The sequence below is a fragment of the Methylotenera sp. genome (assembly GCF_029945705.1).
Lineage (GTDB): Bacteria > Pseudomonadota > Gammaproteobacteria > Burkholderiales > Methylophilaceae > Methylotenera.
The window spans coordinates 64,087-79,379 of the sequence record NZ_JAQSDC010000043.1; the positions used below are offsets into that span (position 1 = coordinate 64,087).

The 15,293-nt window shown below is 42.6% G+C and carries 14 protein-coding genes; 5 read left to right on the forward strand and 9 right to left on the reverse strand.

Annotated elements, in window-relative coordinates; genetic code table 11:
• The first annotated feature begins 78 nt into the window (after positions 1–78).
• Positions 79–831, forward strand: coding sequence for a flagellar brake protein (locus tag PSU78_RS09275; RefSeq protein ID WP_300387303.1), 753 nt, complete (start codon positions 79–81; stop codon positions 829–831).
• An 80-nt stretch (positions 832–911) separates the two neighbouring features.
• Here PSU78_RS09275 and PSU78_RS09280 read toward each other — a convergent pair whose 3' ends face one another.
• The gene (locus tag PSU78_RS09280) at positions 912–2,126 is read right to left on the reverse strand and encodes an EAL domain-containing protein (RefSeq protein WP_300387305.1); all 1,215 of its coding nucleotides are present in this window, start codon (positions 2,124–2,126) and stop codon (positions 912–914) included.
• Between the two features lie 208 nt (positions 2,127–2,334).
• Here PSU78_RS09280 and rlmF point away from each other — a divergent pair, with 208 nt between their 5' ends.
• Together rlmF and PSU78_RS09290 are read left to right on the forward strand one after the other, a co-directional pair.
• Entirely contained in the window at positions 2,335–3,279 is a 945-nt protein-coding gene (gene rlmF, locus PSU78_RS09285; protein WP_300387307.1) for a 23S rRNA (adenine(1618)-N(6))-methyltransferase RlmF, read from the forward strand.
• 153 nt (positions 3,280–3,432) lie between these two features.
• Positions 3,433–3,936 carry a hypothetical protein gene (locus PSU78_RS09290; RefSeq protein ID WP_300387309.1) on the forward strand — a complete coding sequence of 168 codons (504 nt, stop codon included), beginning with the start codon at positions 3,433–3,435 and terminating at the stop codon, positions 3,934–3,936.
• Between the two features lie 109 nt (positions 3,937–4,045).
• Here the strand turns inward: PSU78_RS09290 and PSU78_RS09295 are convergent, their stop codons facing one another.
• The 5 genes from PSU78_RS09295 to PSU78_RS09315 all read right to left on the reverse strand — a co-directional run bounded on the left by PSU78_RS09295 (position 4,046) and on the right by PSU78_RS09315 (position 8,804).
• Positions 4,046–5,425, reverse strand: a complete 1,380-nt coding sequence (locus tag PSU78_RS09295) for an ATP-binding protein (RefSeq protein ID WP_300387311.1) — start codon at positions 5,423–5,425, stop codon at positions 4,046–4,048.
• A gap of 14 nt (positions 5,426–5,439) precedes the next feature.
• Positions 5,440–6,129, reverse strand: a complete 690-nt coding sequence (locus PSU78_RS09300) for a response regulator transcription factor (RefSeq protein WP_300387389.1) — start codon at positions 6,127–6,129, stop codon at positions 5,440–5,442.
• 141 nt (positions 6,130–6,270) lie between these two features.
• Positions 6,271–7,047 carry a ferredoxin--NADP reductase gene (locus PSU78_RS09305; RefSeq protein WP_300387313.1) on the reverse strand — a complete coding sequence of 259 codons (777 nt, stop codon included), beginning with the start codon at positions 7,045–7,047 and terminating at the stop codon, positions 6,271–6,273.
• A gap of 19 nt (positions 7,048–7,066) precedes the next feature.
• Positions 7,067–8,044 carry an FAD-binding protein gene (locus PSU78_RS09310; RefSeq protein ID WP_300387315.1) on the reverse strand — a complete coding sequence of 326 codons (978 nt, stop codon included), beginning with the start codon at positions 8,042–8,044 and terminating at the stop codon, positions 7,067–7,069.
• A gap of 1 nt (position 8,045) precedes the next feature.
• Positions 8,046–8,804, reverse strand: a complete 759-nt coding sequence (locus tag PSU78_RS09315) for an electron transfer flavoprotein subunit beta/FixA family protein (RefSeq protein ID WP_300387317.1) — start codon at positions 8,802–8,804, stop codon at positions 8,046–8,048.
• A gap of 101 nt (positions 8,805–8,905) precedes the next feature.
• Here PSU78_RS09315 and PSU78_RS09320 point away from each other — a divergent pair, with 101 nt between their 5' ends.
• On the forward strand, positions 8,906–9,832 hold the full coding sequence (locus PSU78_RS09320) for a LysR family transcriptional regulator (protein WP_300387319.1): 927 nt from the start codon (positions 8,906–8,908) through the stop codon (positions 9,830–9,832).
• A 35-nt stretch (positions 9,833–9,867) separates the two neighbouring features.
• The gene (locus PSU78_RS09325) at positions 9,868–11,529 is read left to right on the forward strand and encodes an electron transfer flavoprotein-ubiquinone oxidoreductase (RefSeq protein ID WP_300387390.1); all 1,662 of its coding nucleotides are present in this window, start codon (positions 9,868–9,870) and stop codon (positions 11,527–11,529) included.
• Between the two features lie 82 nt (positions 11,530–11,611).
• Here the strand turns inward: PSU78_RS09325 and PSU78_RS09330 are convergent, their stop codons facing one another.
• From PSU78_RS09330 to PSU78_RS09340, 3 genes are all read right to left on the reverse strand, one after another.
• Positions 11,612–12,274, reverse strand: a complete 663-nt coding sequence (locus tag PSU78_RS09330; protein ID WP_300387320.1) for a hypothetical protein — start codon at positions 12,272–12,274, stop codon at positions 11,612–11,614.
• Positions 12,275–12,672: 398 nt separating this feature from the next.
• A complete protein-coding gene (locus PSU78_RS09335) occupies positions 12,673–13,902 on the reverse strand; it encodes an MFS transporter (RefSeq protein ID WP_300387322.1) in 1,230 nt (409 codons plus the stop codon).
• 29 nt (positions 13,903–13,931) lie between these two features.
• Positions 13,932–15,284 (reverse strand): glutamine synthetase family protein, encoded by a 1,353-nt coding sequence (locus tag PSU78_RS09340; RefSeq protein WP_300387324.1) that lies wholly within the window; start codon positions 15,282–15,284, stop codon positions 13,932–13,934.
• Positions 15,285–15,293: the final 9 nt, after the last annotated feature.

Sequence of the window (15,293 nt, forward strand, 5' to 3'; positions counted from 1 at the left end):
CATCAAATGCAGTGTATATATAGTGATTAGAATACTAGTAGTTAATAATAATGATAGTTGAAAGTTAATGGGAAGATCATGGAAGACGCTACACATGTAAATGATGAAGAACAGTTTATTGTTCAAAATCAAAAGCAAATCATTCAGGTATTAAACGAACTAGCTAAGCAGCACGAAATGCTTAAAGTATCTTTTGGTCACGACACCTGTCTGACTAATGTGATCTCTGTCGATGTTCACAATCATTGGGTGTATCTTGATATTGGTATTGACGATGCATTTAACGATAGATTATTGGCTAGCCATCATGTGGTTTTCACTAAAGATGATGGCGTTAGACTTAAATGGACCAGTGCGCAGCTTACATTAGCCACACTCAAAGACGGCAAGGCTATTAAAATTGCTTTGCCACAAAAATTAATGCGTTTGCAACGCAGAGAATTCTTCAGGCTCACTACGCCTATTGTTAACCCTGTACCTTGCATCATTCCCGTTACAGATGCAGAAAATCCTGATGCAGATAGGATGCTAGAGCTGATATTAGTTGATGTCAGTTTAGGTGGCGTTGGCGTGATAGCGCCCAATCCATTAGATGAACTATTCGTCATAGGCGCTAGTTTCGATCGATGTAAAATTAACTTTCCTGAAGTAGGCGAAACTAGCCTGACACTGCAAGTGCGTAATATCAGCCCAGTCACTATGAAAGATGGCGCAGCTAAATATCGAATCGGACTAAAATTTATATCGCCATCACGCGGTAACGAAGGTTTAATTAATCGATATACCTTTAATTTAGAGCGCCAAGCCATGGCCTTAGCAAGCAAAATGTAGCGTATCTACACCTTAAATTTAGTAAGTAAAAAGCCCTAATCAATAAAATATTGATTAGGGCTTTTTGACTACGAAGTTTACTAAATACCTAGTGTTTCAACCCAAGCCAGTGCTGCAATATGGCATTCATTCACTTTTGAGGCATCGAATTGTAATAATTCGGCTATTTCTAAAATGCGCTTATTGTCTGAGTCTTCGCATGCTTCGGTTAACTGCAAGAAAGGTCCATAAATACCTGAACGTGTGAGTAGTGCTTCAGCAACTGTTTCTGGCAGTTGAATTTTCTCAAGTACAGTTTCCATCGGCATTTTTAGAATAGCGTCTAGTAATGAGAACACGCCAACGATGAATAAATTATCGCGGTCATGTTTCTCAAAGTAGCTTTCACCTAATAGTTCTGTGAGTCGGCCACGCGTGATGGATGTTTTCATTAATGCTGGTGGCGTGGAGTTTTCACCAGCGGTCACCATTAATAACGTTAACCAGCGGTATAGTTGCTTTCTACCTAAAATGGTTAAAGCGTGATTGATGGACTGTATTTCGCATGAAAGCCCAAATCCAACAGAGTTAATATAGCGCAGTAGTTTGAAAGATAATGCGGTATCTTTTTTAAAGCCCGCTTCAATTTCACGGATTTCACCATCTTGGCTCACTGTATTGAGAATATTTAACACGCTATCAAATGATGCGTTGATGACTTTTGCTGTAAATGTTTCAGGGCGTGCAAAGTGAAACCCCTGAAATAGGCGAAAACCGATTCTTTTACAGTCTTCAAATTGCGCGTCGGTTTCCACTTTTTCTGCGACCATTTTTACTGATGACACGTGGAGTTGATTGTATGCTTTTTGCAGTTCTGCAGAATTAAGCGATTGAATATCTATTTTAATATAGTCTGCGCAAGTTATTAATGGAGATGTTTCTACGCTTAAATGCGGATTATCTAGTGCAATTTTAAAACCTTGCTCACGTAAATATTGGCAACGTTCAACAGTTTCTTCATTTGGTGTAACTGTTCGTAAAATTTCAAGTACAGTGCGCTTGGGCGGCATGAGTTCTAAGAATTCGCTTTTTAGCATCTCTTCATTCACGTTAATGAAAGCAAGTTTTTCACCTAAAAGCCATTGCATATCAATGCCGCCTATGGTGTTCATTAATACGCTTGAGTAGGCTTTGAACTCGTCCTCAAATACGGCGCTTTCTGCTTCTGCACTATGCCTAAAGAAAAGCTCATAACCAATGATTTGTTGCTTTTCATCCATAATGGGCTGGCGCCCGATAAATGCTTGATCTTCCATGTTCTCGACTCTCAAATTCAACTTTTAGACAATGTGCTTTAGCTAATACTTAATGACTTACTCCTTCGCAAATGTTACCTGCGATCAGTGCAAATCACTTTGATGAATAAAGCACGTTTATGTGCTTTATTCATGCTTTTCAAAGAATATGTGATTTAAATAGGTGTTATGCTACATGCCCAATCATTAGCATAAAACGATTAGCACGATGGCTAAATCTGACACCATAAAAACAGGCTTACACCCTCGAAATAAGCACAGAGGCCGATACGATTTCGATCAACTCATTCAAGCCAATACTGAATTAGCGCCGTTTGTAAAATTAAATGAATATGGCGATGCTACTATTGATTTTTCTAATGCACCAGCAGTTAAGGCACTCAATCAGGCATTGCTCAAGCAATTTTATGCTGTTTCAACATGGGATATTCCAAAGCAATACCTTTGCCCGCCCATTCCGGGAAGGGCTGATTATTTGCATTACATGGCAGATTTATTAAGCTCGGCGAATGCTGGGGTGATGCCACAAGGTTCATCTGTCAGGGCTTTAGATATAGGTGTAGGGGCAAATACAATTTATCCGCTAATTGGCAATCACGAATATGGCTGGCATTTTGTAGGGGCAGAGATTGATGTGAGTGCTTTAAAAAATGCGCAGCATATTGTGGATTCTAATATGTTATCGAATATGATTGAGCTACGCTTGCAAACCTCAACTAACGCTATTTTTAAAGGCATTATTAAGCAGGGTGAAACCTTTGATTTTACGATGTGCAATCCACCGTTTCATGCTTCTTTAGCTGATGCGCAAGCTGGTACACAGCGCAAATGGCGTGGTTTAGGTAAAACTACAAAAAATGCTGAATCTACCGTGTTAAATTTTGGCGGTCAAACCACAGAGTTATATTGTGAAGGTGGCGAAGAAGCCTTTGTCACTGCCATGATTAACGAAAGTAAGCTGTATGCAACTCAGTGCTTGTGGTTTAGTACGCTTATTTCAAAAGCAACCAACTTACCTAGTGTTTACCGTGCGCTTAAAAATGTAAATGCATTAGGAGTTAAAACCATAGACATGGCGCAAGGTCAAAAACAGAGCCGTATTGTTGCTTGGACATTTTTGAATGTTGAGCAGCAACGCAGTTGGTATTCTTAACAGATTTACCCTAGCAAACTTTAGCCTATTCCCTTACATACTTTTACATAACTTTACGCATTGTGGCATTAACAATTGATAATCCACGACGATATATGTTCATAGGTTAGTTAATCTAATTTGAACATTCAATCGTGAATAAGGAGATTTTAAATGTCAGTAAGCAGCGTTGGAAGTGCGGGTGGTTTTGATGTGTCGAAAATGGCATCACAGATGTCTACGCAGATGATGAAGACATCTGATACTAACGAAGATGGTTCACTAGATAAAGCCGAATTTACAAAAGCATTAACGGCCATGGGTATTTCTTCGGAAGATGCGGCTAAAAAGTTTGATAGCATCGATAAAAATAAAACGGGAAAAATATCACAAAGTGATATTGAGGCCGATATTAAAGAAACGGCTAAAAGTGGTCCTCCATCAGGAAAGCCACCTGCAGGAGGTGCAGGAAAGCCCGGTGGCGCTCAAGGAGGCGATACAAAAAGCTACGATGTAAAAGATACTAACAAAGATGGAACAGTGTCTGCCGCAGAGGAGTTAATCTATGAGATCAAGCATGCGGCAACTGACAAGAAGTCTGAGGCTAGTGCTAATCAGCAAACACAAAACAGTGCAGCACAGCAGAAAGTGGGTAGTGTGGTTGATGTAACTGTGTAACTTTAACTTAATTTAAGCTGACTAAAAGAGGCTTTTTGAAAGTCTCTTTTTTATGGCCAAGTATTGTTGACTAAGTATTCTTGTCCAAATAAACTTGGGTATTTAAAAACTAGTAAGGCAGCACGATTTCTACGCTAAAGCCTTTAGAATTGAGGTTTTTCGCAGAAACGCTGCCACCATGCGCTTCAATTATTTGCTTGGTGATTGCTAAACCAAGGCCGTTACCTATAGTTTGACTGCCAGAAATTCCTCTAATAAATGGCTTGAAAATATCTTCTAGCTCAGTCTCTTTTACACCTAGACCTTGATCAGTAACAGTGATGTATAGATTTTTGTCTATGTCGGAATGTGTTGTGGAAATATTAATTTCACTGGCTTCTGGGCCATATTTTATGGCGTTACGCACTACGTTCTCAATCGCCCTATAAAGTAAGTCTGGCTGACCGTCTAAAACATAATCTTTGTCTATCGCTAGATGCAAATTAATTTGTTTGGATTTGGCTTCAAATTGGGCATCGACAATAATGCTATTCAGCAGGGTGCTCAACTCCAGCGGTTCTTTTTTAATTTGTATAACGCCAGATTCTAGCTTGGATAGTTCCAACAACTCGCCAACTAAACCATCAATACGATTAGCCTCTAGCTCGATACGGTCTAAAAAGTCAGAGCTTGGATCTTGTTTCATTAAACCTAAAGCCATTTGCATTCTGGCAAGTGGTGAGCGCATTTCATGTGAAACATGATGAAGCAGCCTTGTTTGAGCTTGCAATAAGCTTTCTAATCTCGAGGCCATAGCATCAAAATCATGACCTAAATCTGAGAGTTCATCACGTCGCTTACCCATGGCATGCGCCACTCTTACGTCTAACTTACCGTTAGAGGCTTGTTTAAACGCTGCACGCAGGCTGGTGATAGGTTTTGAAAAGTATGCAGCGAGTAGCGCTGCGAAAATCAGGCTAACAAGTGAACCGCCGAATAATGGCACTAATGGAAACCCTGGTGGAGGTCTTGGTGATGACATATGATTCTGTTGCATATGGTCTGGCGGTTGACCGTGGCTATGGTCAAACTCATCTCTGAGACCGTTATCTTGAACAAACAGCAAGAAGGATTGTCCGTCGCTTAGTATGATATTTTTAGCGAAAGACTGGAATTTTTCATCATGTGCTAACTTATTGGCCATCTCAAAACTAGCTTTTGTGTAAGGACGTTGCATCAGCTCTTGTCCACTTTCACGTATGGCTAGTACTTGCGGTACACGTTGGTGTTGCCATTCTTGTAAAAGATGCTTAAGTCCTTCTACGCCACCAAATTGTAAAGTAGAGGATGCTGCAGCTAGTAATGATCTTGCTGGCGGCGACATTTCGACCCCAGCCTCCTGCAATATTTCATGTCTGTTATGCAGCCAAAGGGCACAACTTAGCCCTATCACAGTGGTGAGCTGAGCCAAAAAAAAGAATATGAAGAATTTCCAGAATAGTCTGCCCATTCGATTAACCAGCACTATTCCCTAATCAATTGGTAGCCCATACGATATACGGTTTGAATGTAATCGCTACCATTAGAAGTGGATCCAATTTTTTGTCTGATACTACTCATATGTACATCGACACTGCGGTCAAATCTTACCAATGTGCGGCCCATTGCTTGCAGTGCGAGATCCTCTTTGCAGACCACATGGCCAGCATTTTTGGCGAGTATTTCTAATAAGTTAAACTCGGTGCTTGTCAGGTTAATGGCCTTACCTTCCACCTCAACACGGCGCTGCGCTGGCGTAATTGTTAAGCCGCCAATGATGATTTGTAAGGCCTGTTGAGAGCCATCTTTGGTGATTTTTGACCTGCGTAATAAGGCGCGAATACGTGCCAATAATTCACGCGGCGTACAAGGTTTAGCTACGTAGTCATCTGCACCTGATTCCAAGCCCATCACACGCTCTGACTCGTCACCTTTAGCGGTAAGCATAATCACTGGGATATGACTTGTTTGGCGAATTAGACGCAATGTTTCAATACCATTCAGCTTAGGCATCATGACATCTAGCACGGTTAAATCGAATTGACCTGCAAGTGCATATTGAGCGCCAGTTTGGCCATCATTAGCCACGGTCACCTCAAAACCTTCTGTGACTAGGTATTGTTTAAGCATAACGGTAAGTGCTATGTCGTCGTCAATAAGCAGTAATTTATGCATCATTACACATGTAAAATAATAAAAGATTCAACATCATAGCGATTACTGTGCGTTATAAACAATAGCGCGCTATGACATTTACTTAACTTTACTTTTACCGTGTTTGTTGAAGGTGTTGCAGTGATGAGAATTTAGGATAGATTACTTTTCAACAAAGGCGCGTTCAATCACATAGTCACCTGGGTCACCGATACGTGGCGATACTTTGAAACCTAAGTTATCAAGCAGCATTTCTGTATCAGCCAACATTTGTGGGCTACCACAGATCATTGCGCGGTCATCAGTTGGGTTGATTGGCGGTAAGCCAATATCTTCAAATAACTTGCCTGAATTAATTAAATCGGTGAGACGACCTTGGTTACGGAAAGGCTCTCTTGTGACGGTTGGGTAGTAAATTAATTTATTGCGTATTTCCTCACCGAAAAACTCATTGTTTGGTAACTCTTTTTCAATGAAGTCTGCATAAGCAAGCTCGCTAAGATAACGTACACCATGTATTAATATCACTTTTTCAAAACGATCGTACACTTCAATGTCTTGAATCAAGCTCATAAATGGCGCTAACCCTGTGCCTGTAGAGAGTAAATAAAGATTCTTGGCTGGCTTTAAATCGTGAATGACTAGCGTACCAGTTGGCTTGCGGCTGACTAATAACTCATCGCCCACTTTTAAATGTTGTAGGCGTGATGTCAGTGGACCATTAGGTACTTTAATACTAAAAAACTCTAAGTGCTCTTCATAGTTAGGGCTGGCAACACTATAGGCACGGGTAAGCGGGCGACCATCCACCTCTAGTCCTATCATCACAAATTGACCATTTTCAAAACGTAAACCGGGGTCACGGGTAGTCTTAAAACTGAATAAACTGTCATTCCAGTGGTGGACACTGAGTACACGTTCGTTTGAATATTTGCTCATAATGTTTTCTTAAATTTAGTTATCGAATTGCAGCAGTGAGTGCAGGTATGACGTCAAATAAGTCCGCGACGAGGCCATAGTCCGCCACCTGAAAGATAGGCGCATCAGGATCTTGATTGATCGCCACTACAATTTTGCTATCTTTCATGCCATAGGTATGTTGAATTGCACCAGACACACCGACTGCGATATACAGTTCAGGTGCCACGACTACACCAGTCTGACCGACTTGAATGTCGTTAGGTGCAAAGCCTGCATCTACAGCTGCGCGGGTTGCCCCTAATGCGGCGCCTAATTTAGACGCTAATGGTGATAACACTTCCTCAAAACTTTCTGCACTGCCAAGTGATCTGCCACCAGAGATGACAATTTTGGCTGAACCTAAGGCTGGGCGGTCTGATTGACTACGAACTTCAGACTTCCAGCTGGCTTTTTTAAAAGCTGCTGGTGTTTCTGTACTTACGATTTCTGAACCTACAATTTCAGTACTTGCGATTACAGTACTGGATATCTCATTATTTGCGCCCAAACTTGCCGCAGCAAAGTTGCTACCATGCACTGTCAGCAATTGAACAGCATCTGTGCTTTGTATAGTGGTTAATACATTACCTGCATATATCGAGCGAACATAAGTATTTTCAGCTTTGATTTCCAATACATCAGAAATCATGGCAACGTCCAGCAATGCCGCCACGCGTGGCAATGCGTTTTTACTAAAGGATGAGTGCGCCGCAAGAATAACTTCATATCCTTCGCTAATTGATACAATCAAGTTGGCTATATCTTCTGCTAAAGGGTGTGCTAGGTGAGCGGCATTTGCATGAATCACACGCTCAACGCCATGAATAGACGCAGCTTGTTGAATAACTGCATCAGCGTTATGACCAGCCACTAAAACATGCACTGGTGAATTCCAAAATTGTGCTGCGGTCACAGCTTGACGTACTGATGGGCTTAATTGAAGGCCATCGTGTTCGGCTAGAATTAAAATTTTCATATTAAACTCCTTCTAAAATGCCGTTGTGTGTGCGTAACTTATTAATAAGCTCTTCAACACTTCCGACTTTAATACCCGCTTTTCTTACAGCAGGTTCGGCAACTTGTATTAATTTAAGGCGAGCATCTAAATTCACACCAAACTCAGCTGCGTTAATCGTTTCAATCGGTTTTTTTCTGGCCATCATTAAGTTGGGTAATTTCACAAAGCGCGGCTCGTTTAAGCGTAAATCCGCTGTGATGACCGCAGGTAAAGCCAATGTTAATGTTTCTGTGCCACCGTCAACCTCGCGAGTGACTAAGATCTCATTACCTTCAATTTCTAGCGCGGATGCGAATGTGCCTTGAGGGTAATCCAAAAGTGCAGCCAGCATTTGCCCAGTTTGACCTGCGTCATCGTCAATGGCTTGTTTGCCGAGGATAATGAGGCTTGGCTGCTCACGAGTAACAATAGATTTTAATAGTTTAGCAACCGCTAATGGTTGTAAGTCAGCATTTGACTCTATCAAAATAGCCCGGTCTGCGCCCATTGCTAATGAGTGACGAAGTACATCTTGACTTGCCGATGTGCCAACAGAAACAGCAATCACTTCGGTCGCGATGCCTTCCTCTTTTAAGCGTAAGGCTTCTTCAAGCGCATTCTCGTCAAAGGGGTTGATGCCCATTTTAACGCCATCGATATCGACATCAGAACCATCTGGTTTGATGCGGACTTTAATGTTGTAATCCACTACTCGTTTGACTGCGACTAATATGTTCATGTCTGTTTCCTTTGCAATTGCTGTGCATTTTACAGTAGCGTATAATATTTGCTAAATGAATTATAAAGATAATACATATCTATTTTATTGATATACATCAAATGAAATACAGCCTAAGACAACTTGAGATTTTCGTTGCCATCAGTCGCACTGAGAGCGTGTCGCGCGCAGCCGAGGCATTATCGCTTTCTCAATCTGCAACGAGTACTTCACTCAGCGAACTTGAGCGGCAGTTCGATTTGCAACTTTTTGACCGTGTTGGTAAATCTCTACGCATCAACGAAACAGGTCGGCAATTGTTGCCACGAGCCGTCGAGTTGCTAGATAGAGCCAAAGAAATAGAGAACTTATTGCAAGGGCATGTTGGTTTTGGACACATGCGAATTGGGGCAACACTCACAGTCGGCAATTATTTAGCCACGATTCTGGTAGCTAGGTTTTTGCAGGAGCACCCTGAGAGTCGCATACAGTTAAAGGTGCACAATACCAGTACGATAGTGCAACAAATTGCTAACCATGAATTAGATTTGGGCTTAATTGAGGGCGACTGTAACCATCCTGATATTGAGGTTCAACCATGGATAGCGGATGAACTTGTTGTGTTTAGCGCACCAAATCATCCCTTAGCAAAGCAGCGTAAGGTTTCATTAGAGCAGTTGCTCCAAGAGGATTGGATTTTGCGTGAGAAGGGCTCTGGTACGCGTGAAACGTTTGATCGAGCATTGCATAGCCATCATTCCAAACTTAAAATCAGATTGGAGTTAGAGCATACGGAGGCGATTAAGCGTGCGGTGGAATCCGGGCTTGGCATTGGTTGTATTTCACGCTTAGCGCTTAAAGATGCTTTTCGCCGCGGTAGCTTGGTGCCTATTTCCACGCCCAATTTGAATTTGAGTCGTTTCTTTTATTTTCTGTGGCATAAGCAGAAATATCAAACAACAGGCATTCGTGAGTTTTTAGATTTGTGTAAGAGCTTGACCGTAGGTATTGAACGAAGTGATCTGGTCAACCTGCCAGAAATTGCCTAGCCAGAAATAAGCTAAAAGATGATAGAAGGATAATGATGCAACGTGATGTGATGAATTATGATGTTTTGATTGTCGGTGCAGGCCCAGCTGGGCTAGCGGCGGCAATTAGATTTAAGCAGCTTGCCAATGCAGCAGGCAAAGAGCTAAGTGTATGTGTGCTCGAAAAAGGCGCAGAAGTTGGCGCACATATACTCTCGGGTGCAGTGATAGACCCTATTGCCTTAAACGAATTGATTCCAGATTGGGAAGAGAAGGGTGCTCCTCTGAATACGCTTGTTCAAAATGATGAGTTTTTGATATTGGGCGAAACCAAATCTTGGTCAATTCCGCATTGGCTAATGCCGCCTTTGATGAGTAATCAAGGTAATTACATTGCCAGTTTGGGCGATGTCTGTCGATGGCTGGGCGAGCAAGCGGAAAGCTTAGGTGTTGAGATTTACGCAGGTTTTTCTGCTCAAGAAATGCTGTATGACGATCAGGATAAAGTCGTTGGCATCATTACTGGTGATATGGGGCGAGATGCTTCTGGCCAGCCAAGCGCACAGTTTACAGCGGGTATTGAAATCAGAGCATCTTATACATTAGTAGCAGAAGGCACACGCGGCTCACTCACGCGTGAATTGGAAAGTCATTTTGATTTACGCAAAAACGCATCTCCACAAAAGTATGGTTTAGGCTTTAAAGAGGTTTGGCGTATTCCTGCTGAGCAACACCGTACAGGTCTGGTTCAGCATAGTCTGGGTTGGCCATTGAATCACGACACTGGTGGCGGCTCCTTCATTTATCATTATGGTGAACAGCTAGTTTCAATTGGCTTTGTTGTGCATTTGGACTATGCCAACCCACATTTGTCACCTTACGATGAATTCCAGCGCTTTAAGACGCATCCTAAAATGCAAGCCATACTTAAGGGTGGTAAGCGATTAAGCTATGGCGCAAGAGCCATTAGCGAGGGCGGATTGCAATCTTGGCCTGAGTTGATATTTCCTGGCGGTGCGCTGATTGGTTGTAGTGCAGGCATGGTGAACGTGCCGCGGATTAAAGGTAGCCATAATGCGATGAAATCAGGCATGCTGGCGGCAGAAGCAGTATTTGAGGCATTGAGTCATCATGTTGATCAGCAGTCGGTGCCGCCTTTATTACACAACTATACTAAAGCATTGCAGGCTTCTTGGGTTTGGCAAGACCTGAATGCTGTGCGCAATGTGAAGCCATTATTATCAAAGTTTGGTAGTTGGGTAGGGATGTTACTTGGTGGCTTAGAAATGTGGTTAGCGGCATTTAAACTATATTTACCATGGACGCTTAAGCATCATAAAGCTGACCACAATTGCACTAAACTAGCGGCTGATATGCCTAAAATTAACTACCCTAAACCTGATGGGATTTATAGCTTTGATAAGTTGAACTCAATTAGTCTAAGCAATATTGCGCATGATGCTAATCAACCATGCCATCTACACTTACTAAACAATACCGTGCCGATAAGCATTAATCTTGCCCAATATGATGCACCCGAGCAACGCTATTGCCCCGCTGGCGTATATGAAATAGTGATTAAGAATGAAGCAAAACATTTGCAGATTAATGCGCAAAATTGCATCCATTGCAAAACCTGCGATATTAAAGATCCAACACAGAATATTGTGTGGGTGCCACCAGAAGGTGGAAGTGGCCCCGTTTATTCTGGCATGTAGTTTGATGTCTAGTTTGCACTGAAATTAACATGCCAGTGAAAGCAAACCTTAGCTAGTGAGGTTTGCTTTTATGGTGGTTGATTTAGACTTTAGTACTAACCACCTTGCCAGATGAGCCATGTCCTTCTAAGCTGCTAGAGAGCGACTGTAAGAACGTCTCCAAGCCACTCCCACCCGAAGATGACTTTCCTAAAGCGCTCAATAAGTCATTAAAGCTGGATTGTAATGAGGAGTTTGAGCTACTACTTGAATCACTAGAGTCCGATGACGACGAATCACGAGTACTAGCATTGCTGAGTTGTGAAATTAAACTTTGCATTTTGCTCTCCATATCACCGCCACCCATGCCCATTGGCGGTGGTGGCGGAGGCATGAAACCTTCTTCTGATGATGAGGAGTCACTGGTCGTGTTTGAGCCGCTTTGAGATTGCAGTGCCGCCATTAGACTCTGCATAAAAGTACTTAAAGCAGAGGTTGCATCTGTACTTGAAGCCGTTGAGTCTGAACTGGTCGTATCGCTACTTGAGCTTGTACTTGACGCGCTGGGGTCGCCAAAAATGGAAGAAAGACCTCCTGATATTCCCGCAGATTTAAGCGCAGTGTCAATTGCACCCATTAGCCCTCCATCATCTTTACCCTGACGTTGGTCGTTGTCAGGCTTCATGCGGTGTGTACTATGCCCTGCGCCTGTTTGCGACGTTTGATAAATACTATTGGTTGATGACACGCTACTAATACTCGTCATAATGATTACCTCTTAAAGTGATTTTAATTTACAAAATATTTCTCTATTAATGAAGCGTGAATCAGTCATCCTTTGATACATATGCTTTGATATATAAGTGGTGTGGGACGTGAATCTAACTTAATAAAATAGTGGTAAATTTATGGATATATTCGAGAAATGATGAATAACAAAACGGTTTCATTTTCTTAGTATTCCAAGCGATAATTAAATCACTGTTTGGTGTAATCAATATGTGTGATTAGATGCAATTAAATGCGCTAACTTATTGAATTAATTGTAAATTTTCGTAAGTTTATGTAAAGGTGGTGCTGACTAAGACGTTCATTACTTAGACGTGTGAATTCTCTTTGAGAGAATGGGGTGTGTATTTTTACTGAATACTCAATAACATAGTATTAATAGGTGGTATTTTTACGTGAATGCCAAAATAGCACGATTGCAATCACCAATATCACCACTAGTTGCTGCCAAAACAAGCTGCCACTACCTGTATGACTCACGACAAAACCCGATATAAAAGGCCCAGCTGCGGATAAAATCGTGTAAACAATAGACACTTGCCTTACGCGATTACTTAAGTTGGCTTCGGAATGGTCTGCCTCTATAGCCGTTGCATCAGCCAGCGTCGCCCAAAATATGCCTAGTGTCAGCAAACCGCCGCCTACGCCGCCTAATATAAACATAGCCACGGCTAAATTTAAGAAGTTTTTTTCGAAAAGGGTAGCCATAAGAACCGCCAAGAGTGCAGCAAAAGTGCATAGTTTGGCTGTCCATAGCAAGCCTTTGTTGTCCGCTAACCAACCTATCGCAAACTGACAAGTCATTGCACCAATGCCCAATATGGTGAGTAACCAGGCGACATCGCTGCTGGCTAAGCCAATGTCAGCACTATACATAGGCAGAAATGCCAAAATGCTGCCTTCCATCCAGCCGCCTAAGCCTGCAATTAGTGCACCAAATCCCATCAAGAATGCGATGGTTTGTTTGATAGATTTACCTAAATTAGTGTCTTTTAGCTTAATTTCTTGCGAACTATTTGTAGCTGGTAAAGTGACTGCGACGAATAGCGGTATGGCCGCCAGCATGATGATGGTTCCAGCTATCCAAAACGCAGTTGGTTTGATTGCGCCCACACTCACAATAATGAGCGGTGCCAAGACTGCAGCAATGCTAATCAAGGTTTCGTGAATGCCGATAATCCTACCGCGCGCATGTGTGGGTGCGAGTCGATATAACCAAGTTTCGTTGGCTATCCAACGCAAACCTAAGCCAAAACCAATAGCAGCCGCAGGCACAAACCACCATTGCCAATTCAGGCTAGGCATTACAGCAAAACTTAAGGCGCTAATGGCTAAGCCTACTATCACGGTATTGCGATAGCCCAAAGCTCGAATGATTTGACCCGTGACCAAAAGACCAGCGAGCATACCCAGCCACAGTGCGGAGCTGGTAATACCGATTTGCTCTGGCGTTGCGCCTTTAGCCACTAATGCGATGGGTAACAAGGTTGTGCCTAGCCCATACTGACCAATCTGCGAAAGCGTAGAAACGGCATTGAGCGCGACTATGCTTAAGTTGCGACGTTTAGCGTGTATTTGCGTTGAGGCTATTTGAACATTAGTCATGTGTGACTTAAAAAACTAACTTATCAAACTTAAACTTGCAAAGCCAAATAACGTCTATCCCAGCTACTCACTTCATACATAAAATGTGCCAGCTCAATCTCTTTTACATTGCAGAAGGCATCTATAAATTCGTTGCCAAAAATTTCGCGTGCAGACTGGCTTTGTTTAAGCTGCGTGATAGCGCTTTCTAAGCCTATGGCAATTTCTCGTGGGAATTCATAACCGTCTCTGTCATCCACTGGTGCGCTTGGTTTAAGCTTTTCTTGCATGCCTCGTAAGCCGCAAGCAAGTGAGGTGGCCATTGCCAAATATGGGTTGGCATCACTGCCAGCAAAGCGATTTTCAACGCGCCGTGCTGCAGCATCCGAGTGAGGTACGCGTAAGCCTATTGTGCGATTATCATGACCCCATTGCAAGTTAACAGGGGCTTGTGTGCCAAGCGCATAGCGGCGCCACGAGTTGAAATAGGGCGCCATCAACGGCATTAAATCTGCCATGTATTTTTGTAAACCTGCAATATAGGCATAGAAATCTGCTGTGGCGTTTCCTATGTTGTCATTAGTGGCATCACTAAAAATATTGTTGCCTTTGGCATCAACAATACTTTGGTGTAAGTGCATAGAGCTACCATCATAATCAGCTAACGGTTTCGCCATAAATACCGCATTCAAGCCATGTTGGGCAGCAATTTCACGTAAAGTATGTTTAAACAGCAACACATCATCAGCGAGTTTAAGCGCATCGCCATGTAGCAGATTGATTTCAAATTGATTGGGTGCCATTTCGTGCAACCAAGTATCGGTACGGATTTCTAGCGCATCAAAACTGGCTTGCAAGGTTTGCCAAAAATCGCGCATTTCGGCGGTGGAGTTTAGGCTATAAGCCATCTGGCGTTCTTGCTCTATGTTGCCACCACGCATGGTGGGCGGGTTGAAGCCAGCTGCTTCTTGCCCATCACGTTTAAACAAATAGAACTCAATCTCTGGCGCGACTACAGGCTGTAACCCTAGTGCTTGGTATTGTGCTAATACTTTTTTAAGCACATTGCGCGGTGCATGCTCAGATGGGCTTCCATCAAAATTCATGCAGTCGTGCAGCACCCATGCGCGCTGTGGCTGCCATGGCAGTATTTTAAATGTACTGTAATCTGGCTTGAGTATGGTGTCGTTGTCTGTCGCGCCAATGATATGGTCATCGCAATATTCGCCATTAATCGTTTGTAAAATCACCGCTCTGGCAATGCGCAGTTCTTTGCCATCTGCAAAGTCTTGCCCGCGCATCACCTTACCGCGCAATGTGCCGTTAATCGTAGGGAATACACATTCCACTTCGGTGATTTTATTTTTCTTAATTAATTCAGCAACGTGCTTTAAAGATGACATGTTTTTATC